Raw genomic sequence first — 19,166 nt, forward strand, 5'->3', positions numbered from 1 at the left:
AAAGCCGGGCGGGCCGAGATGATCGGCCCGCCCGGCTTCACGGCTGGGTGACTAGGCGCCGATGAGACGCTGGGCGAGGTACCCCTCGATCTGGTCCAGCGACACGCGCTCCTGCTTCATCGAGTCACGCTCACGCACGGTGACGGCGTTGTCCTCAAGGGTGTCGAAGTCGACGGTCACGCAGTACGGCGTGCCGATCTCGTCCTGGCGGCGGTAGCGGCGGCCGATGGCGCCGGCGTCGTCGAACTCGATGTTCCAGTTCTGCCGCAGCGCCTGCGCGAGGCCCTTGGCCTTCGGGGACAGCTCGGGGTTGCGGGAGAGCGGGAGGACGGCCACCTTCACCGGGGCGAGGCGGTGGTCCAGGCGCAGCACCGTGCGCTTCTCCATCTTGCCCTTGGCGTTCGGCGCCTCGTCCTCGACGTAGGCGTCGAGCAGGAAGGCCAGCATGGTGCGGCCGACACCGGCGGCGGGCTCGATGACGTACGGGGTCCAGCGCTCCTGGGCCTCCTGGTCGTAGTAGGCCAGGTCCTGGCCGGAGGCCTTGGAGTGGGCGCCGAGGTCGTAGTCAGTGCGGTTGGCGACACCCTCCAGCTCGCCCCACTCGCTGCCGCCGAACTGGAAGCGGTACTCGATGTCGGCGGTGCGCTTGGAGTAGTGGGAGAGCTTCTCCTTCGGGTGCTCGTACCAGCGCATGTTCTCGGTACGCAGGCCGAGGCCCGTGTACCAGTTCCAGCGCTGCTCCATCCAGTACTCCTGCCACTTCTCGTCCTCGCCCGGCTTGACGAAGAACTCCATCTCCATCTGCTCGAACTCGCGGGTGCGGAAGATGAAGTTGCCGGGCGTGATCTCGTTGCGGAAGGACTTGCCCATCTGGGCGATGCCGAACGGGGGCTTGCGGCGCGAGGTGGTCTGCACCTGGGCGAAGTTGGTGAAGATGCCCTGGGCGGTCTCGGGGCGCAGGTACGCGACGGAGCCGGAGTCCTGGGTCGGGCCGAGGTGGGTGGACAGCAGGCCGGAGAACTGCTTGGGCTCGGTGAACTGGCCCTTGTTGCCGCAGTTCGGGCAGTTGATGTCCGCGAGGCCGTTCGCCGGGGCGTGGCCCTTCTTCTCCTCGTACGCCTCTTCCAGGTGGTCGGCGCGGAACCGCTTGTGGCACGCGGTGCACTCGGTCAGCGGGTCCGTGAACGTGGCGACGTGGCCGGACGCGACCCAGACCTCGGAGGCCAGGATGACGGACGAGTCGATACCGACCACGTCCTCGCGCGACGTCACCATGTAGCGCCACCACTGGCGCTTGATGTTCTCCTTGAGCTCGACACCCAGCGGTCCGTAGTCCCAGGCGGCGCGCTGTCCGCCGTAGATCTCACTGCACGGGAAAACGAAGCCACGGCGCTTGCTCAGGCTGACGATGGTGTCGATCTTGTCGGCGGCCACGGTGCTCTCTTCATGACGATTACGACGACGGGCGATGGAGCGAGATGCATCCAGCTTGCTTGCGAATGATTCAGGGTACCGGCGGGGGCTCCCCCTCAATCAAATCGGTACCGCTCCCGGTACCGCTCACCAGGCTTGTTGACAACGGTTTCCATGTTTGTTGAAAATGACTGTCATGAACGTACGACGACGCCTCATACCCACCGCCGCGCTCACCGCGGTCACCGCCCTCGGTATCGGCACCCTCTCCGCCTGCTCCTGTGACAAGGCGGAGGCGGCGGGCACCGGCAGGTTCGACGTCGTCGCGTCCTTCTATCCCATGGCCTTCCTGGCCGAGCAGATCGGTGGCAAGCATGTGCACGTCACCAGTCTCACCTCCCCCGGCCAGGAACCCCACGACCTGGAGATCAGCCCCAAGCAGATCGCGCTGCTCCAGGACTCCGACGCCGTGCTGTACCTGAAGAACCTCCAGCCCTCCGTCGACGACGCGGTGGCCCAGTCCCCGGTGCGGACCAAGGTCGACGCGGCCGCCCTGACCACGCTGGAGAAGCACGGCAACGAGGTCGGCGGCCACGCGGCCTCCCACGACTCCGCCAAGAACGAGGAGCTGGCCGGCCTCGACCCGCACATCTGGCTCGACCCGGTGCGTTACGCCCAGGTCGCCCAGGGCGTCGGCAAGGCCTTCGAGAAGGCCGACCCGAAGCACGCGGCCGACTACGAGAAGAACACCGCCACGCTGGTCAAGAAGCTGAACGGCCTGGACAGGCAGTTCAAGGACGGCCTGGCCGGCACGAAGACCAAGGTCTTCATCACCACGCACGCCGCCTTCGGCTACCTCGCCGAGCGCTACGGCCTGACCGAGGAGGCCATCACCGGCCTCGACCCCGACTCCGAGCCCAGCGCCGCGCGCGTGAAGGACCTGGAGAACATGGCCAAGGCCGACGGCGTCTCCACCGTCTTCTACGAGACGCTCGTCAGCGACAAGACCGCCAGGACGATCGCGGGCGACGCCGGTCTGAGGACCGACGTGCTGGACCCCATCGAGGGCATCACCGCCAAGTCCCGCGGCAAGGACTACTTCTCCGTCCAGGAGGCCAACCTCAAGGCCCTCCAGCAGGCGCTGGGCGCCAAGTGACCGGCAGGGAAGGCAGGATCATGGGAGAGCCCGTCATAGCCCTGCGCGGGGTGAGCGCCGAACTCGGCGCCCGTCCCGTGCTGCGCGGCATCGACCTCACCGTCGGCCGCGGCGAGGTCGTCGCACTGCTCGGCGCGAACGGCTCCGGCAAGTCCACCGCGATCCGCACGGTCATCGGCCAGGTGCCGGTGAGCGGCGGCACGATCGAGCTGTTCGGCACCCCGCGCCGCTCCTTCCGCGCCTGGTCGCGCGTGGGCTACGTACCGCAGCGCACGACGGCCGCCGGCGGCGTCCCCGCGACGGTGACCGAGATCGTCTCCTCCGGGCGGCTCTCCCGCACCCGCTTCGGCGTCTTCCGCCGGGCCGACCGGGAGGCCGTGCAGCGGGCCCTGACGGCGGTCGGGATGGCCGACCGCGCCAAGGACTCGGTGAACGCCCTCTCCGGCGGCCAGCACCAGCGCGTGCTGATCGCCCGCGCGCTCGTCGCCGAACCCGAGCTGCTGATCATGGACGAGCCGATGGCGGGCGTCGACCTGGCCAGCCAGGAGATCCTCGCCCGCACCCTGAGGGAACAGGTGGCTGCCGGCGCCACGGTCCTGCTCGTGCTGCACGAACTCGGCCCGCTGGAGCCGCTGATCGACCGCGCGGTGGTCCTGCGCGACGGCTGCGTGCTCCACGACGGCCCACCGCCGCGCGCCGTCGGCCAGCACGCCCTGCCCGGCCACGACCACGTACACCCGCACGCGGCGACGGGTGCCGAACCTCTGCGGACGGGACTGCTGAGCTGATGGACTTCCTGAACTACGCCTTCATGCAGCGGGCGCTGCTCGCCGCCGTCCTGGTCGGCATCACCGCCCCCGCCGTCGGCATCTACCTGGTCCAGCGCCGCCAGGCCCTGATGGGCGACGGCATCGGCCATGTGGCGATGACGGGTGTGGGACTGGGCTTCCTGCTGTCGACGTCCCCCGTGTGGATGGCGACGGCGGTCTCGGTCCTCGGCGCGGTCCTGATGGAGCTGATCCGCTGGTACGGGAAGACGCGCGGCGACATCGCCCTCGCCATGCTCTTCTACGGCGGCATGGCCGGCGGCGTGATGTTCATCAACCTCGCGCCGGGCGGCTCCAACGCGAACCTGACGTCGTACCTGTTCGGCTCGCTGTCCACGGTGTCGCAGTCGGACGTCGTCTCGATCTGCCTGCTGGCCGCGTTCGTGGTGCTGGTCACCCTCGGTCTGCGCCGCCAGCTGTTCGCGGTCAGCCAGGACGAGGAGTTCGCCCGGGTCACCGGCCTGCCGGTGCGCGCGCTCAACCTCCTGACGGCGGTGACGGCGGCGGTGACGGTGACCGTCGCGATGCGTGTGGTCGGGCTGCTGCTGGTGTCCGCGCTGATGGTCGTGCCGGTGGCGGCGGCCCAGCAGCTCACCCGCAGCTTCACCGCCACGTTCGTGATCGCCGTCGCGATCGGCATCGCCGTGACCGTCAGCGGCACGATCACCTCCTACTACCAGGACGTCCCGCCCGGTGCGACGATCGTTCTGCTGACCATCGCCGCGTTCGTCGCGCTGACCGCGCTGGCCACCCCGCTGGCCCGGCGACGCGCCCGCGCGGCGGCCCAGGCCGGGCCCGCCGGGGACCCGGCGGAGTGCTCGATTCCGGCCACGATCCCGACCACGCGAGGGGCCGGGGACGAGGTCGGCGTCTGACTGCCGACTGCCCGGGCTGGCACAATGGCCCGGGCACAGGCGAGACGGAGGAGGCAACCGGTGACGACCGCTGGACCGCCCGTGAAGGGCCGCGCGACCCGACAGCGGGCAGCCGTGTCGGCGGCCCTGAACGAGGTGGACGAGTTCCGCAGCGCGCAGGAACTGCACGACATGCTCAAGCACAAGGGCGACTCGGTCGGGCTGACCACGGTGTACCGCACCCTCCAGTCCCTCGCCGACGCCGGCGAGGTCGACGTCCTGCGCACCTCCGACGGCGAGTCCGTCTACCGCCGCTGCTCGACCGGCGAGCACCACCACCACCTCGTGTGCCGGGCCTGCGGCAAGGCCGTCGAGGTCGAGGGCCCGGCCGTCGAGAAGTGGGCCGAGGCGATCGCGGCGGAGCACGGTTACGTCAACGTGGCGCACACGGTGGAGATCTTCGGAACGTGCGCGGACTGCGCCGCGGGTTGAGCCGGGGCGCCCCCTGAAGGGGCGCCGACAGGCTTACGAAGCCGGGCTTACGAAGTGGCGTCGTTGCCCTTCATCGCGGCCTCCATCGCGAGCAGTTCCTCGTTCGGGACGGCTCCGCCGAAGCGCCGGTCGCGGGAGGCGAACTCCATGCAGGCCCGCCACAGGTCACGCCGGTCGAAGTCCGGCCACAGCACGTCCTGGAAGACCATCTCGGCGTACGCGCTCTGCCAGAGCAGGTAGTTGGAGGTGCGCTGCTCACCGCTCGGGCGCAGGAACAGGTCCACGTCCGGCATGTCGGGGTAGTACAGGTACTTCTGGATGGTCTTCTCGTTGACCTTGCCCGGGTCGAGCCGCCCGGCCTTCACGTCCTCGGCCAACGCCTTGGCGGCGTCGGCGAGTTCGGCACGGCCGCCGTAGTTCATGCAGAAGTACAGCGTCAGCAGGTCGTTGTCCTTGGTCTGCTCCTGGGCGACCTGGAGCTCCTTGGCGACCGACTTCCACAGCTTGGGCATCCGGCCCACCCAGCGCACCCGGATGCCGAGCGCGTCGAGCTGGTCCCGGGTCTTGCGGATGAAGTCACGGTTGAAGTTCATCAGGAAGCGGACCTCGTCGGGCGAGCGCTTCCAGTTCTCGGTCGAGAAGGCGTACAGGGAGATGTTGCGCACACCGACCTCGATGGAGCCCTGCAGCACGTCGAGCACCCGCTCGGCGCCGACCTTGTGGCCCTCCGTCCGGGGCAGCCCGCGCTCCTTCGCCCAGCGCCCGTTGCCGTCCATGACGATGGCCACGTGGTTCGGCACCAGCTCACCGGGGAGCTTCGGCGCGCGGGCCCCCGACGGGTGTGGCTCCGGCGCCTGGTACTCGCGACGCTGACGCCCCAGGATCCCGCGTACGACCATGTGCTTCTCGTCTCCCTACTACCGCTAGCTTTTTTCCACGTACCGCAATGAGCGCAGCCCGCGCTCCAGATGCCAGTGCAGGTAGGCCGACACCAGCCCACTGCCCTCACGGACGTACCGCGCCTCGCACGTGTCCGCCGTCTCCCAGTCTCCCGTAAGCAGGGCCCCCAGGAGAACCAGGGCCTGTGGCGAGGGTACGACGCTGCCGGGCACCCGGCAGTCGACGCAGACGGAGCCGCCGGAGGCCACGGAGAAGAACCGGTTGGGCCCGGGCATCCCGCACTTCGCGCAGTCGCCGAAGCTGGGCGCGTACCCGTTGACGGCGAGGGACCTCAGCAGAAAGGCGTCGAGGACGAGATGCGGCGCGTGCTCCCCGCGCGCAAGCGTCCGCAGCGCACCGACGAGCAGCAGATACTGCTGCACCGCCGGCTCCCCCTCGTGATCGGTGAACCGCTCGGCCGTCTCCAGCATGGCCGTCCCGGCGGTGTAGCGGGCGTAGTCGGTCACGATCCCGCCGCCGTACGCCGCGATGGTCTCACTCTGCGTGCACAGCGGCAGCCCGCGCCCGACCAGCTCGCTCCCGCGCGCGAAGAACTGCACGTCCACGTGCGAGAAGGGCTCCAACCGGGCCCCGAACTTCGACTTCGTCCGCCGCACCCCACGGGCTACGGCACGTACCCGCCCGTGACCGCGCGTGAGCAACGTGATGATCCGGTCCGCCTCACCCAGCTTCTGGGTGCGCAGCACGATGCCGTCGTCGCGGAACAGGCTCATGGCGTCCATTCTCGCGTACCGGCAACACGCAACCGCTCATCTGGATGAAAACAGCCGATATGCCTGGCCCGCACCCGCTCCGGCCAGTAAGACTCTGAGTATGAGCCTGGAACGCGTCACCATCACGATTCCCAGCGAGACCCTTGAGGCCGCGAAGACGGCCGCCGAGCGCGAGGGCCTGAGCGTGTCGGCCTGGCTGTCCCGCGCGGCCGAACGAGCGGCGAAGATCGAGGCAGGGCTTGCGGCGGCGGCGGAGGCCATGCAGCACGTCGCTCCACCAACACCGGAAGAACAGGCATGGGTGGACGACTTCATGGACCGCGTCACCCGCCCGACGTCCTCCGTTCAGGCCGATCAGTCGCGAGGTGCCGCATGAGCGTACTCAGGCCCACGGTGTACGACGCCGGAGCGCTGATCGCCGCCGAGAAGAACCACGCCGCCTTCTGGCGAGCCCACCGCTCCTACCTCATCGCCGGCGGCATCCCCGTGGTCCCCGCGCCGGTCGTGGCACAGGTGTGGCGAGACGGCGCCCGCCAGACCCAGTTAGCGCGCATGCTCAACGGATGCGACGTGGCGGCCCTCGACCACACCATGGCCAGGAAAGTCGGCAAGCTGCTGGGCCAGGCCAAGACGTCGGACCCGGTCGACGGGGCTGTTGCGGTGCTGGCAGCGGACGTCGGCGCCGTGATCGTCACCTCGGACCCGGGAGACATCCAGCACCTCCTCGACCAGCTCGGGCCTGACGGCAAACAAGCCGAGATGGCTCCCCTGCACTGACGCCGCCACCGGCGTCACAGCACCTCGCCGCGGCCGCGCGCGTTCTCGAACGCCGTGGCCGCGCGCAGTCGCTCGGTGCGGGTGGCGGGGCGTACGGCGTCCGGAGCGCAGTCCCACTCGCGGCCGCCGCCGTAGGGTCGGAGCCGGACGTAGGGCCCCTCACGGCCCATGACGATCCCGATCCGTCCGGTGGTCGTGTCCACGGCGTGGCCGCCGACGGGAGGCTTCACGGCGCCACCGCCCCCGGGGCCACCGCGAGCCGACGCGCGGTTTCGACGGAACACCGGCGTGGGAGTTCTTCGGAGCAGAGCTGAAACGACGGCGGGAGAACGCGAGTATCACGCCGACAGAGTTGGGGATGCGGGTTTTCGTGTCCGGTGGTTACATCGGCCAGTTCGAGCAGGCCATCCGCAAGCCGCAGTTGGATGTGCCCCAGCGGATCGACGACGTCCTGCAAACCGATGGCTTTTTCGAGCGGCTGTGCCGGAAGGTGATTGGCAGATTTGGGCGCGGCTCCGAACGGTTCTCGCTGCGCAGACGGGCGGTAGGGCAGGCAGCGGGTGACCCATGGCTACCAATTGCCGCCCGCTGAGTGCCCATTGGACGACTACTGGGCCTGCTGGGACCTGTGTGACACCAGAGACGCACCGGCCCGGTCCACTCCCCTCCCGCTTCCCTCCCGCTTCCCTGCGCTCACCCGACCTCACTTCGGCCCAGCCACTGGCTGGCTACGCCATTCGCGTGCGCCCCCTTGACCGCCCCCAAAGCCCCTTTTATGGTCACGCTGACCGAACCGGACGTAGGACGTCGTACCTCCTCTCTCACCTCCCCGACCTCGCTGGAGGCTCCGTGCGTGACGACGTGACCCGCGACCTGCCGGCCCCGCGCCGCCGGTCCTTTCTGAAAGGTGCCGGTGCCCTCGGGCTGGCCGCCGCTCTGCCGTCCACGCTGGCCGCCTGCTCGGGCGGGCCGCAGTCGACGAACGACACCGGGGGCGGCGGCAGCGGCAAGGACCGGACGCTGACCGCCGTGATCGGGTACGGCAACGACGGCAGCTGGGATCCGACACAGACGGCGTCGGCCTTCTCGATGGCCGCCAACAACCACATCTACGAGGGCCTGCTGGACACCGATCCGATCACCCGGGTGCCGTATCCCGCGCTCGGCACCGAGGTGCCCGCGGATCCCGGCGCCACCACCTGGAAGTTCACACTCCGTCCCAACGCCACCTTCCACGACGGCAAGCCCGTCACCGCCGACGACGTCGTGTTCGTCTTCGACCGGATCCTGGACCCGAAGACCCCGACCCTCGCCAAGGGGTTCTTCGAGAGCTGGCTGGAGGGCGTCCGGAAGGTGGACGACCGCACCGTCGAGCTCGTCCTCAAGTTCCCCTTCCCGGACGGGCTTTCGCGGCTCACCCTCGCCAAGGTCATGCCGAAGCACGTGTTCGCCCGGCCCGGCGGATGGGACAGGGCGATCACGGGGCTGGCCGTGGGGTCGGGGCCGTACCGGCAGAGTGCGCATCATCCGAAGTCGAACACGACGTTCGAGGCGTTCGCCGCGTACAACGGGCCGCGGCCGGCCGCCTTCAAGCGGATGAACTGGCTGACGATCGTCGATGCGGCGCCGCGCGTCGCGAAGATCTCCGGGGCCGGCGCCGGCGCGCAGATCGCGGACAACATCCCGTACGCCAACATCGCGCGGCTGGAGCAGGGCGGGCTGACGGTCTCGGGCGGGGCCGGGATGAACAACCTCTTCCTGATGTTCAACACCGCGCACAAGCCGTTCGACGACGTGCGGGTCCGACAGGCGCTTCACTACGCCATCGACCGGCGGAAGATGGTGCAGGTCGCCCTCCGGGGGCATGGGAAGCCGGCTTCTTCCTTCCTCAACGAGGGGAATCCGGCCTATCGGCGGGCGAAGACCGTCTACGGCTACGACCCCGAGAAGGCGAAGGCGCTGCTGAAGGCCGCCGGGGTCAGCGGGCTGAAGGTCAACATCCTTGCCGTGAACGTCAGTTGGATCGTGGACTGTCTGCCGACCATCAAGTCCTCCTGGGACGCGGTCGGCGTCGAGACGACACTGGCGCCGCAGGAGACCACGGCCGTGTTCACCAAGATGGACCAGAAGCAGGACTACCAGGTGGTGGCGGCGGCCTCCAATCCCAATCAGTTCGGGCTCGACGCCGACCTGATCATGCATTACAACTACGGGCCGCAGAATCTGTGGATGGGGTACACGCGGTGGGCCGGGAATCCCGTCGCGAGGCAGCTCTTCGCCGATATGGACCGGGCGACCAGAGAGTCCGATCCCGTGAAGAAGAAGGCGCTCATCCAGGATTACATCGACGTCGTCGCCGAGCAGGCCGTGTTGTATCCCGTCGTCCACAATGAACTGATGACGGCGTGGGATCCGCGCAGGCTCACCGGGATAAGGGCCCAGCCGTATCCCGGGATCAACGTGCTCCAGGCCAAGTGGGTCTGACGGGATGACGGCCGTCGTACGGATCCTGCTGCGCCGTGTCGCCCTGCTGGTGCCGCTGCTGCTCGGGATCGTGCTGTTCGTGTTCCTGGTGATGCGGTTCTCCGACGTCGATCCGGCGTCCGCGTTCTTCCAGGGCGCGAACCCGACCCCGCGGCAGCTGCACGACTTCCGGGAGCGCAACGGTCTGCTGGATCCGCTGCCGGTGCGGTACGTCCACTTCGTCGGCGATCTGCTGCACGGCGACCTCGGCACCAGCGCCCTGACCCGCGCGCCCGTCGTCGACCAGGTCACCACCGCGCTGCCGCTCACGCTCCAGCTGACCTTCCTCGGCCTCGGCGTCGCCGTGGTGCTGGCGCTGGTGGGCGGCGTCACGGCCGCCGTCTGGCGGGACCGGACGCCGGACCAGGTCATCCGGGTCGTCTCGCTCGTCGGGGTCGCCGCGCCCGGGTTCTGGCTGGCGCTGCTCATGATCCAGTACCTGGCGGTGGACCGGGGCTGGTTCCCGACCGGCGGGTACATCAACCCGGCGGACTCGCTCACCGGTTGGCTGAGGACGATGGCGCTGCCCGCGTTCGCGCTCTCGCTGCCGGTCGCCGCCCAGCTCATCCGGATCGTGCGGACGTCCGTCGTGGAGGAGCTGGACAAGGACTACGTCCGGACGGCGATCGGGAGCGGGCTGCCGCCCCTCGTCGTGGTGGGGCGGAACGTGCTGCGCAACGCCCTGGTCAATCCGCTCACCGTGCTCGGGCTGCGGGTCGGCTATCTGCTCGGCGGTGCCGTCGTCATCGAGACGATCTTCTCGCTGCCCGGCATGGGCAAGCTGATGATCGACGCCGTGCAGAACGGCGATCCGGCGGTGGTGCAGGGGGTCGTCCTCACCACGGCCACCGGGTTCGTCGTCGTGAACCTCGTCATCGACCTCCTGTATCTGCTGGTCAACCCACGTCTGAGGGCGGCCTGATGAACACCCGCGCCAGCCTCGTCGAACGGCTCACCCGACCAGGCGGCGTCCGGCTGCGCGGCTGGCGCCGGCTGCCGCTGCCGTCGAGACTCGCCGTCTGCTTCCTGGCGGTCGTGATCCTGGTCGCCGTGCTCGCGCCGCTCCTCGCGCCCGACGACCCGCTCGACCAGCAGGACCCGGTCGGCGGCAGCGGGCATCCGTCGGCCGCGCACTGGCTCGGGCAGGACAGTCTCGGCCGTGATCTGCTGAGCCGGCTGATGTACGGCGCCCGCTGGTCGCTGGCGATCGGGCTGGGGGCGACGGGGCTCGCGCTGGTCGCCGGGGCCGTCGTCGGGGCGGTCGCGGCCACCTCCCGCAAGGGGGTCGACGAGACGCTGATGCGCTGCCTGGACGTCGTCATGGCGTTCCCCGGCATCGCGCTCGCGGCCGTCCTCGTCGCGGTGTTCGGCGGCGGCATCGGCGTCCTGATCTGCGCCATCGCGTTCCTCTTCACACCGCCCGTCGCCCGGGTCGTACGCGCCAACGTGCTCGACCAGTACGGGGAGGACTACGTCACCGCCGAGCGGGTCATCGGGGCCCGCACCCCGCACATCGTGCTGCGGCACGTGGCCGTCAACTGTGCCGCGCCGGTCCTCGTCTTCTGCACGGTCCAGGTCGCCGAGGCGATCGTGTTCGAGGCGTCGCTGTCGTTCATCGGCGCGGGTGTGCGGCCGCCGGATCCGTCCTGGGGCAGTGTCATCGCCGACGGCAAGAACATGGTGCTGACCGGCGGCTGGTGGGCGACCGTCTTCCCCGGGCTGCTGATCCTGCTCACCGTGCTGTCGCTGAACATCCTCTCCGAGGGGGTGTCGGACGCGTGGGCCGCGCCGGTCGCCACGCGTGAAGTGGCGGCTTCGGAGGACCAGTTGGAGAAGGCCGAGCCCGGTGACGTACTCCCGCTGCCCGGACTGCCGCAGGCGGCGCGGCGGCTGCGGGAGCGTGCCCGGCCGCGGCCCGACCGCGGCGGGCAGCCGGTGCTCGCCGTGGAGAACCTCGCCATCGGCTTCCCGGACCGGCACCGGGGCGTGGACATCGTCGCCGGGGTCGGCTTCGAGGTGTACCCCGGCGAGGTGCTGGGCCTGGTCGGCGAGTCGGGGTGCGGCAAGTCGCTGACCGCGCTCACGGTCATGGGGCTCCAGCCGAGGGAGGCCCGGGTGCGCGGGCAGGTGCGCTTCCGGCAGCGGAACCTGCTCGCCGAGCCGATGCGGGTGCGGCGGCGGCTGCTCGGGCACGAGATGGCGATGGTCTACCAGGACGCCCTGTCCTCGCTGAACCCCGCCATGACCATCCGCGCCCAGCTGGGGCAGCTGGTGCGGCGCGGGGGCCGCCGTGGCCCGGCCGAGCTGCTGGAGCTGGTCGGGCTGGACCCGGAGCGCACCCTGCGCAGCTATCCGCACGAGCTGTCCGGCGGGCAGCGCCAGCGCGTGCTGATCGCCATGGCCCTGTCCCGTGAACCCGGGCTGATCGTCGCCGACGAGCCGACGACCGCCCTCGACGTCACCGTGCAGGCCCAGGTGATGGACCTGCTGCTGCGGCTGCGCGAGGAGCTGGGCTTCGCGCTGATCCTCGTCTCGCACGACCTCGCGCTGGTCGCCGATGTCACCGACCGGGTGGTGGTGATGTACGGCGGGCAGATCGTCGAGAGCGGGGTGACCGCCGACCTGGTGGCGGCGCCGGCCCACCACTACACGCGCGGGCTGCTCGGCAGCGTGCTGTCGCTGGAGTCGGCCGAGGAACGGATGACACAGATCAAGGGGGTCGTACCGGCGCCCGCCGACTTCCCGGCGGGCTGCCGCTTCGCCGACCGCTGCCCGCGCGCGAGCGAGGTGTGCCACGAGCACGCGCCGGTCCTCGCCGGTACGGCCACGCACACGGCCGCCTGCCATCACCCCGCCGTGCCCGTGGAACCCGTGGAGGAGGCGCTCCAGTGACGCCCGCGGTCATCGACGTACGGGACGCCCATGTCGTCCACAAGGCGCGCGGCGGCGGGCTGTTCGCCCGCGCCCGGGTGTACGCCCTGACCGGCGCCGATCTGTCCGTGGCGGCCGGTGAGACGGTCGGGGTGGTCGGCGAGTCGGGGTGCGGGAAGTCGACGCTGGCGAAGGTGCTGGTCGGGGTGGAGCGGCCGGCCTCGGGGGCGGTGGCGTTCCGGGGGCGGGACCTGTGGGCGATGCCGGCCGGGGAGCGGCGGGCCACGGTCGGCGCGGGCGTCGGCATGATCTTCCAGGACCCGTCGACCGCGCTGAACCGGCGGCTGCCCGTGCGCCGGATCCTGCGCGACCCGCTGGACGTCCACGCGCGCGGCAGCCGGGCCCAACGGGACGAACGGGTACGGGAGTTGATGGGGCTGGTGGGCCTGCCCCGGGCGCTCGCCGACGCCCTGCCCGGGCAGCTCTCCGGCGGTCAGCGCCAGCGCGTCGCCATCGCCCGCGCGCTCGCCCTGGACCCGGCGCTGGTCGTCGCCGACGAGCCGACCAGCGCGCTCGACGTGTCGGTGCGCGCGCAGATCCTCAACCTCCTGCTGGACCTGAAGGACCGGCTCGGGCTGGCGCTGGTGTTCGTCTCGCACGACATCCAGACGGTACGGCGGATGAGCGACCGGGTGATCACGATGTACCTGGGCCGGATCGTGGAGGAGACCCCGGCCGACCGGGTGACCGACGCGGCCCGGCACCCGTACACCCGCGCGCTGTTCTCGGCCACGCCCGGGCTGCTGGATCCCGTCGACCCGATCCCGCTGACCGGGCCGGTGCCGTCGGCGACCCGGCCGCCGAGCGGCTGTCCGTTCCGCACCCGGTGCTGGAAGGCGGACGCGGTGTGCGCGGAGTCGATGCCGGACTTCTCGGCCGCGTCACGGCCCGGACACCGCTACCGCTGCCACCATCCTGTGGAGGAGGACCGGCCGACCAGCGACCTGGCCCGACAGAGCCTGCCACAGGAGCCCTGAATGACGTTCCCCGTCCCGCTCACCGGTGTCGTCCCGCCCGTCTGCACGCCCCTGACGCCGGAGCGGGAGGTGGACGTGCCCTCGCTGCTGCGGCTGGTGGACCATCTGGTGGAGGGCGGGGTGCACGGGCTGTTCCTGCTCGGGTCCACCTCCGAGGCGGCCTTTCTGACGGACCGGCAGCGGCGGCAGGTCGTGTCGGCGGTCGTCGGGCACGTGGGCGGCCAACTGCCCGTCATCGCCGGGGCGATCGACATGACCACACCCCGCGTCCTGGACCACGTCACGGCGGTGACGGCGGCCGGGGCCCAGGCGGTGGTCGTCACCGCGCCCTTCTACACCCGCACCCACCCCGCGGAGATCGTCCGCCACTACCGGCGGCTCGCGGCGGTGAGCGAGGTGCCCGTCATCGCCTACGACATCCCGATGGCCGTGCACACCAAGCTGCCCGCCGATCTGGTGCTGGGGCTGGCCGCCGACGGGGTGCTGGCGGGGCTCAAGGACTCCAGCGGGGACCTGGGCGCCTTCCGCGAGGTCGTCACGGGCGCCCGCGCGCACGCCGGGTTCAGCGTGCTGACCGGCTCCGAGCTGATCGTGGACTCCGCGCTGGCGCTCGGCGCCGACGGGTGTGTGCCGGGGCTCGGCAACGTCGACCCGCACGGGTACGTCCGGCTGTACCGGCTGTGCCGGGCGGGCGACTGGGAGGGGGCGCGGGCCGAACAGGAGCGGCTGTGCACGCTGTTCGGGCTGGTCGGGGTGGGCGACCCGGCACGGATGGGCGGGGGTTCCTCGGCGCTGGGCGCGTTCAAGGCGGCGCTGCACCTGCGCGGGATCATCGACTGCCCGGTGACGGCCGAGCCGCAGGTGCCGCTGTCCGGCGAGGAGACGGAGAAGGTCGGCAAGTTCCTGGCGGCGGCGGGACTGCTCTAGGAGACGTCCAGTCTGCGGAACTCCAGGCTCTCGTAGCTGTGGGCGACGCCCGTCTCGTACAGGACGCCGACCGTGGCGGGGCCCAGCTGGACGAGGTCGGAGTAGGCGGCCGGGCGGGCGGAGAGGGTGAGCCGCTTGGTGAAGGTGCGGCCGGCGTCCGTGCTGGACCAGAGGGCGAGCGCCCGCCGAGCGGTCGGCACGGAGGGTGCGGTGAACAGCAACGGGGCGTCCGGTCCCCGGAGTTGGAGGACGCTGCCCTGGACCACGGGGACGTCGGACAGGCTCGGCTGACGGGCGTAGGGGCGCTCCAGGGACCGGCCGCCGTCCCCGGAGTAGGCGTCGAGGCGGTTGCCGGGGGCGGTGCCGTACTGGTCACGGGCGTTGAAGTAGAGCCTGCCGTCGGTGAGTTGGGCCGCCGTCGTCTCGTTGACGTTGGCCACGCCGTGGGGGGCGTCCGCCACGAAGCCCAGGTGCCAGGTGCGGCCGCTGTCGTCGCTGTACAGCGCGTGGCCGCCGTCGTGGCCGGGGCCCGAGGAGCCGGCGGACGGGGCGACGGAATGGTTGGCGGGAACGAGGAGGCGGCCTCGGTACGGGCCCCGGGTGAGGGCGACGGCGTGCCCGGGACCGGTGGCGTACCAGCGCCAGCCGGACCACTTCACCTGCGCGGTGATGTCGGCCGGGGGCGAGAAGCGACGGCCGTCGTCCCCGCTGCGCTGGACGTACACCCGGCGCTCCGCTTCCCCGCGCATGATCTGGCGCTCCGTCGCCGACCCGCTGTTCCAGCAGGTCACGAGGACGACGGCGCCGGTACGCGGGTCCACGACCGGCGCCGGATTGCCCCGGGTGTCCCCGTCCCCGGCCGTGACGACGGTCAGCGGGCCCCAGGTGCAGCCGCCGTCGGTGGAGCGGCGCAGGACGACGTCGATGGCTCCGGTGTCCGCCGCGTCGTTCCGCCGCCCCTCGGCGAAGGCCAGCACCGTGCCGAGCCGGGTGCGGACGACCGCCGGGATGCGGTACGTGTGATAGCCGCCCCGGCCCGAGACGTACGGGACGGAGGAGGCGCAGCCGTACGAGTGGTGGGCCGGCGCGGCCTCGGCGGGCGGGACGGCGGCGAGCGGGCCGAGGAGGGCGAGGGCGGAGAGCAGGGTACGGCGGAGCGGGGTCATCCGCTCATCGTCGTCGTCACCCCTCCCCCCGGCCGGTAGCCCACGCCCGCGCCACTACCGGACGGCGGCACACCGAGACGACCGTCACGGACCTCGACGATCCGGTCGGCGGCACGCAGGTGGGTGCGGTCGTGGGTGACCAGGACGGTGGCGGTGCCGCGCTCGTGGGTCAGCCGGGTGAGCAGGTCGACGACGGCGGCGCCGCGTTCGTGGTCGAGGGCGCTGGTGGGCTCGTCGACCAGGAGGAGGGTCGGCTCGTTCATCAGGGCGCGGGCGATGCCGACCCGCTGGCGCTGACCGCCGGAGAGCTGGTGGGGGCGCCGTCCGGCCCGGTCGGCCAGGCCCACCGCGGCCAGCAGCTCCAGGGCCCGGCCGCGGGCCCCGGCCGGTGACCGCCCGTCGATCGAGGCCATGAGCTGGAGCTGCTCGACCGCGGTGAGCGAGGGCAGCAGATGGGGCTGCTGGAAGACGATGCCGATGCTGCGGCGGCGCAGCCCGGTCAGTTCCGCGCGGCTCAGTCCGGTCGTGGTGACGCCGTCGACGCTCACCGTGCCGGCGTCGGGGGTGACGAGGGTGGCGGCGACGGCGAGGAGGCTGGACTTGCCGGAGCCGGAGGGCCCGGCCACGGCGGTCAGGGTGCCCTTGGGCACGCGCAGGGTGACGTGGTCGAGGGCGGTCAGGCGGTCGTCGCCGTCGGGGTAGCTGAGGGTGACGTCGGACAGGTCGAGGCTCATCGGGCGCTCCCCAGGGCGGTCAGCGGGTCCACCGAGGTGATGCGGCGGACGGACAGGGCGGCCCCGAGCGCGCCGAGCAGGATCATGACGGCGGCGGGGGCGAGGACGGTGGCGGGGGTGAGGAGGAACGGCACGGTGTCCGGTACGACGAGGGCGCCGAACGCGGCGGCGATGCCGGTGCCGAGGAGCGTGCCGCCGACGAGCAGGGCGGCGGCCTGCCCGAGGGCGTCCTTCAGCAGGTGCGCGGTGGAGGCGCCGAGCGCCTTCAGGACGGCGATGTCGCCGGCCCGCTGGATGGTCCAGACGGTGAAGAAGGCGCCGACGACGAGCGCGGAGATGGCGAACAGGAAGCCGCGCATCAGCTGGAGGGAGCCGTTCTCGGAGGCGTAGGAGCCGATCGCGGACAGCGAGCCGTCCTTGGTGACGGTCCTGGTGCCGATGGCCCGGTCTGCGGCGGCGACATCGGCGCCGGCGGTCGTGTCCAGGGCGATCACCGTGGCGCTCGCTGCGGAGTCGGTACCCGCGGCGGTTCCGGCGGCGCCGGGAGGTGCCACGCTCGCCCACGTGCTGAGGCCGGTCCAGATCACGGGGGTGTGGCTGAAGGAGGCGTCGCCCGCCACGGCCGCCACCGTCAGCTTCCGGCCGGCCAGGGCGAAGGTGTCGCCGGGTGCGAGGCCGCCGAGGTCGGCGGCGGCGGTGGTGGACAGCACCGCCGTACGGTCGTGGATCGCGCCGCCGTCGGGGGCCAGGCGGGAGCCGTTGCGGACGCCGAAGGCGGAGACCGGGGTGCTCCGGTCGCCCGCGGTGGCCCTGGTGGTGGTGATCCCGAGGGGTTCGGCGCGGGTGACGCCGGGCACCTCGGCCCACCGCTGCCACTGCCGGACGGTGACGGCGGAGTCGCCGTACGACAGACTCCGCCCCGGGCCGGGGGCGGCGAAGGCGATCCGGTCGGCGGGCAGGCCGGTGATCGCGGAGATGTTCTGCCGGCCCAGGCCGGCGGTCAGCGCGGACAACAGCCCGACCAGCAGGGTGATCAGGGTGATGACGGCTCCCATCAGGGCGAACCGGCCCTTGGCGAACCTCAGGTCTCTCCAGGCGACGAACACGGCTGCGACTGCTCTCTGCGGAGGTGGACGGAGTGTGCCTCCACGGTCGCCGCCCGCGCCCGCCGCGGGCATCCGGCGACGGAGGTCACTTCGCGGATCGAACGACGGCGCCCGGATTGCAACTTTCGGCAGAGGCCGGGCCGTGGCGCGTCTTCGTACCCTGGGGGGACTGTGAACCACGCTGGTAGGACCGTGAACGCCACCGCTCCCGCACCGACCCCGGCCACCCGGGCCCTGTCCTGGTGCCTGCATCTGCTCGTCGTCGGTCTGCTCGCGCTCGCCGCCGTCCGGGCCGTGACCGACGGCCGGCCGCACGCCGCGCCGACCCTCGCCGGGGCCGCCGGGTGCGCCCTGGTGTACGCGGCGGGCCCGCTGCTGCCCCGGATCCACGGCGACCGGCGGGCCGCCGCCTGGTGGCTGGCGGCCGTCGGCGCGGCGTGGCTGGTGCTGCTGGCGCTGTCCGCCGACGGTGTGTGGGTGGCCTTCCCGCTGTACTTCCTCCAGCTCCATCTGCTGCCGCGCCGCGCCGGCCTGGCCGCCGTGGCCGCGACCGCGGGCGCGGCGATCGCCGCGTTCGCCGCGCATCAGGGCGCCTTCAGCGCGGCCATGGCGATCGGCCCGGCGCTCGGGGCCGCCGTCGCGGTCGCGGTGGTGTGGGGATACCAGGCGCTGTACCGGGAGAGCGAGCGCCGCCGGCACCTGATCGAGGAACTCACCGCCACCCGCGCCGACCTGGCCGAGGCCCAGCACACCGCGGGGGTGCTGGCCGAGCGCGAGCGACTGGCACGCGAGATCCACGACACCCTCGCGCAGGGCCTGTCCAGCATCCAGCTGCTGCTGCGGGCCGCCGAGCGGACCCTGCCCGCCGGTGCGGACAGCGCGGCGCGCCACGTCGGCCAGGCCCGCCAGGCCGCGGTGGACAGCCTCGCCGAGGCCCGCCGCTTCGTCGCCGCTCTCGCCCCGCCCGCGCTGGAGGGCAGCACCCTGCCGGACGCGCTGGAGCGGCTGTGCGCCACCACCGGCACCCGGCACCGGCTGACCGCCCGCTTCCGCCCGGCCGGTGCGCCGCCCGCCCTGCCGACCGCGCACGAGGTGGCCCTGCTGCGCATCGCCCAGTCGGCGCTCGCCAACACCGTGCGCCACGCGGGCGCGACCGCGGTGGAGGTCACCCTCGGCCGCCGCGACGACGAGGCCGTCCTCACGGTCGTCGACGACGGCGCCGGGTTCGACCCCGGCCTGCTGCCCGCGCCCGACCCCGAGACGGGCGGCTTCGGCCTGGCCGCCATGCACGCCCGCATCCGCGCCCTGGGCGGCACCCTGACCGTCGACTCCGCCGCGGGCCACGGCACCACCCTGACCGCCCGGCTCCCCCTCACACAGCCCCCGACCGCCGGTACCGAAACCACCTCCGCCGAGACCGAGACCGAGACCGCCCGGTGACCACCCACCCGGACGACACCGGCCGCGCGGACCTCCCCCGCCCCGAAATCCCGCCGCTGCCCTCGCAGTTGCCCGCCGAGACGAAGGCCCACCCGTGACCACCCACCCCGGCCCCACCGCCCACACGGCCTGCCCCCGGTCCACCCGGACCCCACCGACCACCCCAGCCC

Annotated in this window: 19 protein-coding genes and 1 pseudogene; 13 read left to right on the plus strand and 7 right to left on the minus strand. The window is 71.9% G+C overall.

All coding sequences use genetic code 11. From position 1 onward, the window contains the following. Positions 1–51: 51 nt before the first annotated feature. A complete protein-coding gene (locus BIV25_RS03480; RefSeq protein ID WP_071370577.1) occupies positions 52–1,434 on the minus strand; it encodes a glycine--tRNA ligase in 1,383 nt (460 codons plus the stop codon). Between the two features lie 175 nt (positions 1,435–1,609). Between BIV25_RS03480 and BIV25_RS03485 the strand changes: the two genes are divergently transcribed. Genes BIV25_RS03485 through BIV25_RS03500 form a run of 4 tightly spaced genes read left to right on the plus strand, consistent with a single transcriptional unit; the run spans position 1,610 to position 4,742 of the window. Next, entirely contained in the window at positions 1,610–2,569 is a 960-nt protein-coding gene (locus tag BIV25_RS03485; protein ID WP_071370578.1) for a metal ABC transporter substrate-binding protein, read from the plus strand. A gap of 20 nt (positions 2,570–2,589) precedes the next feature. Continuing rightward, positions 2,590–3,357 carry a metal ABC transporter ATP-binding protein gene (locus tag BIV25_RS03490; RefSeq protein WP_071370579.1) on the plus strand — a complete coding sequence of 256 codons (768 nt, stop codon included), beginning with the start codon at positions 2,590–2,592 and terminating at the stop codon, positions 3,355–3,357. Further along, positions 3,357–4,271, plus strand: coding sequence for a metal ABC transporter permease (locus BIV25_RS03495; RefSeq protein WP_071370580.1), 915 nt, complete (start codon positions 3,357–3,359; stop codon positions 4,269–4,271). The genes BIV25_RS03490 and BIV25_RS03495 overlap by 1 nt, the downstream gene beginning before the upstream one ends. Before the next feature lie 60 nt (positions 4,272–4,331). After that, positions 4,332–4,742 (plus strand): Fur family transcriptional regulator, encoded by a 411-nt coding sequence (locus tag BIV25_RS03500; RefSeq protein ID WP_071370581.1) that lies wholly within the window; start codon positions 4,332–4,334, stop codon positions 4,740–4,742. A 47-nt stretch (positions 4,743–4,789) separates the two neighbouring features. On the opposite strand, the gene BIV25_RS03505 is transcribed toward BIV25_RS03500, so the two are convergent. Next, on the minus strand, positions 4,790–5,641 hold the full coding sequence (locus BIV25_RS03505) for an isoprenyl transferase (RefSeq protein WP_071370582.1): 852 nt from the start codon (positions 5,639–5,641) through the stop codon (positions 4,790–4,792). Between the two features lie 24 nt (positions 5,642–5,665). Further along, positions 5,666–6,415: a DNA repair protein RecO gene (gene recO / locus BIV25_RS03510; protein WP_071370650.1), complete on the minus strand. Its 750-nt coding sequence runs from the start codon at positions 6,413–6,415 to the stop codon at positions 5,666–5,668. 100 nt (positions 6,416–6,515) lie between these two features. On the opposite strand from recO, the gene BIV25_RS03515 reads away from it, so the two are divergent. Together BIV25_RS03515 and BIV25_RS03520 are read left to right on the plus strand one after the other, a co-directional pair. Next, positions 6,516–6,791 carry a hypothetical protein gene (locus BIV25_RS03515; protein ID WP_071370583.1) on the plus strand — a complete coding sequence of 92 codons (276 nt, stop codon included), beginning with the start codon at positions 6,516–6,518 and terminating at the stop codon, positions 6,789–6,791. Further along, positions 6,788–7,192, plus strand: a complete 405-nt coding sequence (locus BIV25_RS03520) for a hypothetical protein (protein ID WP_071370584.1) — start codon at positions 6,788–6,790, stop codon at positions 7,190–7,192. The genes BIV25_RS03515 and BIV25_RS03520 overlap by 4 nt, the downstream gene beginning before the upstream one ends. 14 nt (positions 7,193–7,206) lie before the next feature. Here BIV25_RS03520 and BIV25_RS03525 read toward each other — a convergent pair whose 3' ends face one another. Further along, positions 7,207–7,422, minus strand: a complete 216-nt coding sequence (locus BIV25_RS03525) for a hypothetical protein (protein WP_071370585.1) — start codon at positions 7,420–7,422, stop codon at positions 7,207–7,209. A 56-nt stretch (positions 7,423–7,478) separates the two neighbouring features. Here BIV25_RS03525 and BIV25_RS46365 point away from each other — a divergent pair. The 6 genes and pseudogenes from BIV25_RS46365 to BIV25_RS03555 all read left to right on the plus strand — a co-directional run. After that, positions 7,479–7,688, plus strand: a pseudogene (locus BIV25_RS46365) (helix-turn-helix domain-containing protein); the annotation flags it as partial. Positions 7,689–8,041: 353 nt separating this feature from the next. After that, positions 8,042–9,676 (plus strand): ABC transporter substrate-binding protein, encoded by a 1,635-nt coding sequence (locus BIV25_RS03535; RefSeq protein ID WP_071370587.1) that lies wholly within the window; start codon positions 8,042–8,044, stop codon positions 9,674–9,676. Between the two features lie 4 nt (positions 9,677–9,680). Then, complete coding sequence (locus BIV25_RS03540; RefSeq protein ID WP_071370588.1) at positions 9,681–10,637, plus strand: ABC transporter permease; 957 nt, start codon at positions 9,681–9,683, stop codon at positions 10,635–10,637. Then, a complete protein-coding gene (locus tag BIV25_RS03545; RefSeq protein WP_071370589.1) occupies positions 10,637–12,607 on the plus strand; it encodes a dipeptide/oligopeptide/nickel ABC transporter permease/ATP-binding protein in 1,971 nt (656 codons plus the stop codon). The genes BIV25_RS03540 and BIV25_RS03545 overlap by 1 nt, the downstream gene beginning before the upstream one ends. Further along, positions 12,604–13,623, plus strand: a complete 1,020-nt coding sequence (locus BIV25_RS03550) for an ABC transporter ATP-binding protein (RefSeq protein WP_071370590.1) — start codon at positions 12,604–12,606, stop codon at positions 13,621–13,623. Before BIV25_RS03545 ends, BIV25_RS03550 begins: the two co-directional genes overlap by 4 nt. Next, on the plus strand, positions 13,624–14,550 hold the full coding sequence (locus tag BIV25_RS03555) for a dihydrodipicolinate synthase family protein (RefSeq protein ID WP_071370591.1): 927 nt from the start codon (positions 13,624–13,626) through the stop codon (positions 14,548–14,550). Here the strand turns inward: BIV25_RS03555 and BIV25_RS03560 are convergent. The 3 genes from BIV25_RS03560 to BIV25_RS03570 are packed head-to-tail and all read right to left on the minus strand — an operon-like array spanning position 14,547 to position 17,556. Beyond that, the gene (locus BIV25_RS03560; RefSeq protein WP_071370592.1) at positions 14,547–15,716 is read right to left on the minus strand and encodes an exo-alpha-sialidase; all 1,170 of its coding nucleotides are present in this window, start codon (positions 15,714–15,716) and stop codon (positions 14,547–14,549) included. The genes BIV25_RS03555 and BIV25_RS03560 overlap by 4 nt on opposite strands. Beyond that, complete coding sequence (locus BIV25_RS03565; protein ID WP_071370593.1) at positions 15,713–16,450, minus strand: ABC transporter ATP-binding protein; 738 nt, start codon at positions 16,448–16,450, stop codon at positions 15,713–15,715. The genes BIV25_RS03560 and BIV25_RS03565 overlap by 4 nt, the downstream gene beginning before the upstream one ends. Continuing rightward, positions 16,447–17,556, minus strand: coding sequence for an ABC transporter permease (locus BIV25_RS03570; protein WP_071370594.1), 1,110 nt, complete (start codon positions 17,554–17,556; stop codon positions 16,447–16,449). Before BIV25_RS03570 ends, BIV25_RS03565 begins: the two co-directional genes overlap by 4 nt. A 192-nt stretch (positions 17,557–17,748) precedes the next feature. On the opposite strand from BIV25_RS03570, the gene BIV25_RS03575 reads away from it, so the two are divergent. Next, positions 17,749–18,996 (plus strand): sensor histidine kinase, encoded by a 1,248-nt coding sequence (locus BIV25_RS03575; RefSeq protein ID WP_071370595.1) that lies wholly within the window; start codon positions 17,749–17,751, stop codon positions 18,994–18,996. The last annotated feature ends 170 nt before the right edge of the window (positions 18,997–19,166 follow it).

The organism is Streptomyces sp. MUSC 14 (assembly GCF_001866675.1).
Lineage (GTDB): Bacteria > Actinomycetota > Actinomycetes > Streptomycetales > Streptomycetaceae > Streptomyces.

Excerpts from the sequence above, each read along its gene's own strand:
- BIV25_RS03485 (WP_071370578.1), top strand. The coding sequence starts at position 1,610 with ATGAACGTACGACGACGCCTCATACCCACCGCCGCGCTCACCGCGGTC.
- BIV25_RS03490 (WP_071370579.1), top strand. The coding sequence starts at position 2,590 with ATGGGAGAGCCCGTCATAGCCCTGCGCGGGGTGAGCGCCGAACTCGGC.
- BIV25_RS03495 (WP_071370580.1), top strand. The coding sequence starts at position 3,357 with ATGGACTTCCTGAACTACGCCTTCATGCAGCGGGCGCTGCTCGCCGCC.
- BIV25_RS03505 (WP_071370582.1), bottom strand. The coding sequence starts at position 5,641 with ATGGTCGTACGCGGGATCCTGGGGCGTCAGCGTCGCGAGTACCAGGCG.
- recO (WP_071370650.1), bottom strand. The coding sequence starts at position 6,415 with ATGAGCCTGTTCCGCGACGACGGCATCGTGCTGCGCACCCAGAAGCTG.
- BIV25_RS03515 (WP_071370583.1), top strand. The coding sequence starts at position 6,516 with ATGAGCCTGGAACGCGTCACCATCACGATTCCCAGCGAGACCCTTGAG.
- BIV25_RS03520 (WP_071370584.1), top strand. The coding sequence starts at position 6,788 with ATGAGCGTACTCAGGCCCACGGTGTACGACGCCGGAGCGCTGATCGCC.
- BIV25_RS03540 (WP_071370588.1), top strand. The coding sequence starts at position 9,681 with ATGACGGCCGTCGTACGGATCCTGCTGCGCCGTGTCGCCCTGCTGGTG.
- BIV25_RS03545 (WP_071370589.1), top strand. The coding sequence starts at position 10,637 with ATGAACACCCGCGCCAGCCTCGTCGAACGGCTCACCCGACCAGGCGGC.
- BIV25_RS03555 (WP_071370591.1), top strand. The coding sequence starts at position 13,624 with ATGACGTTCCCCGTCCCGCTCACCGGTGTCGTCCCGCCCGTCTGCACG.
- BIV25_RS03560 (WP_071370592.1), bottom strand. The coding sequence starts at position 15,716 with ATGACCCCGCTCCGCCGTACCCTGCTCTCCGCCCTCGCCCTCCTCGGC.
- BIV25_RS03565 (WP_071370593.1), bottom strand. The coding sequence starts at position 16,450 with ATGAGCCTCGACCTGTCCGACGTCACCCTCAGCTACCCCGACGGCGAC.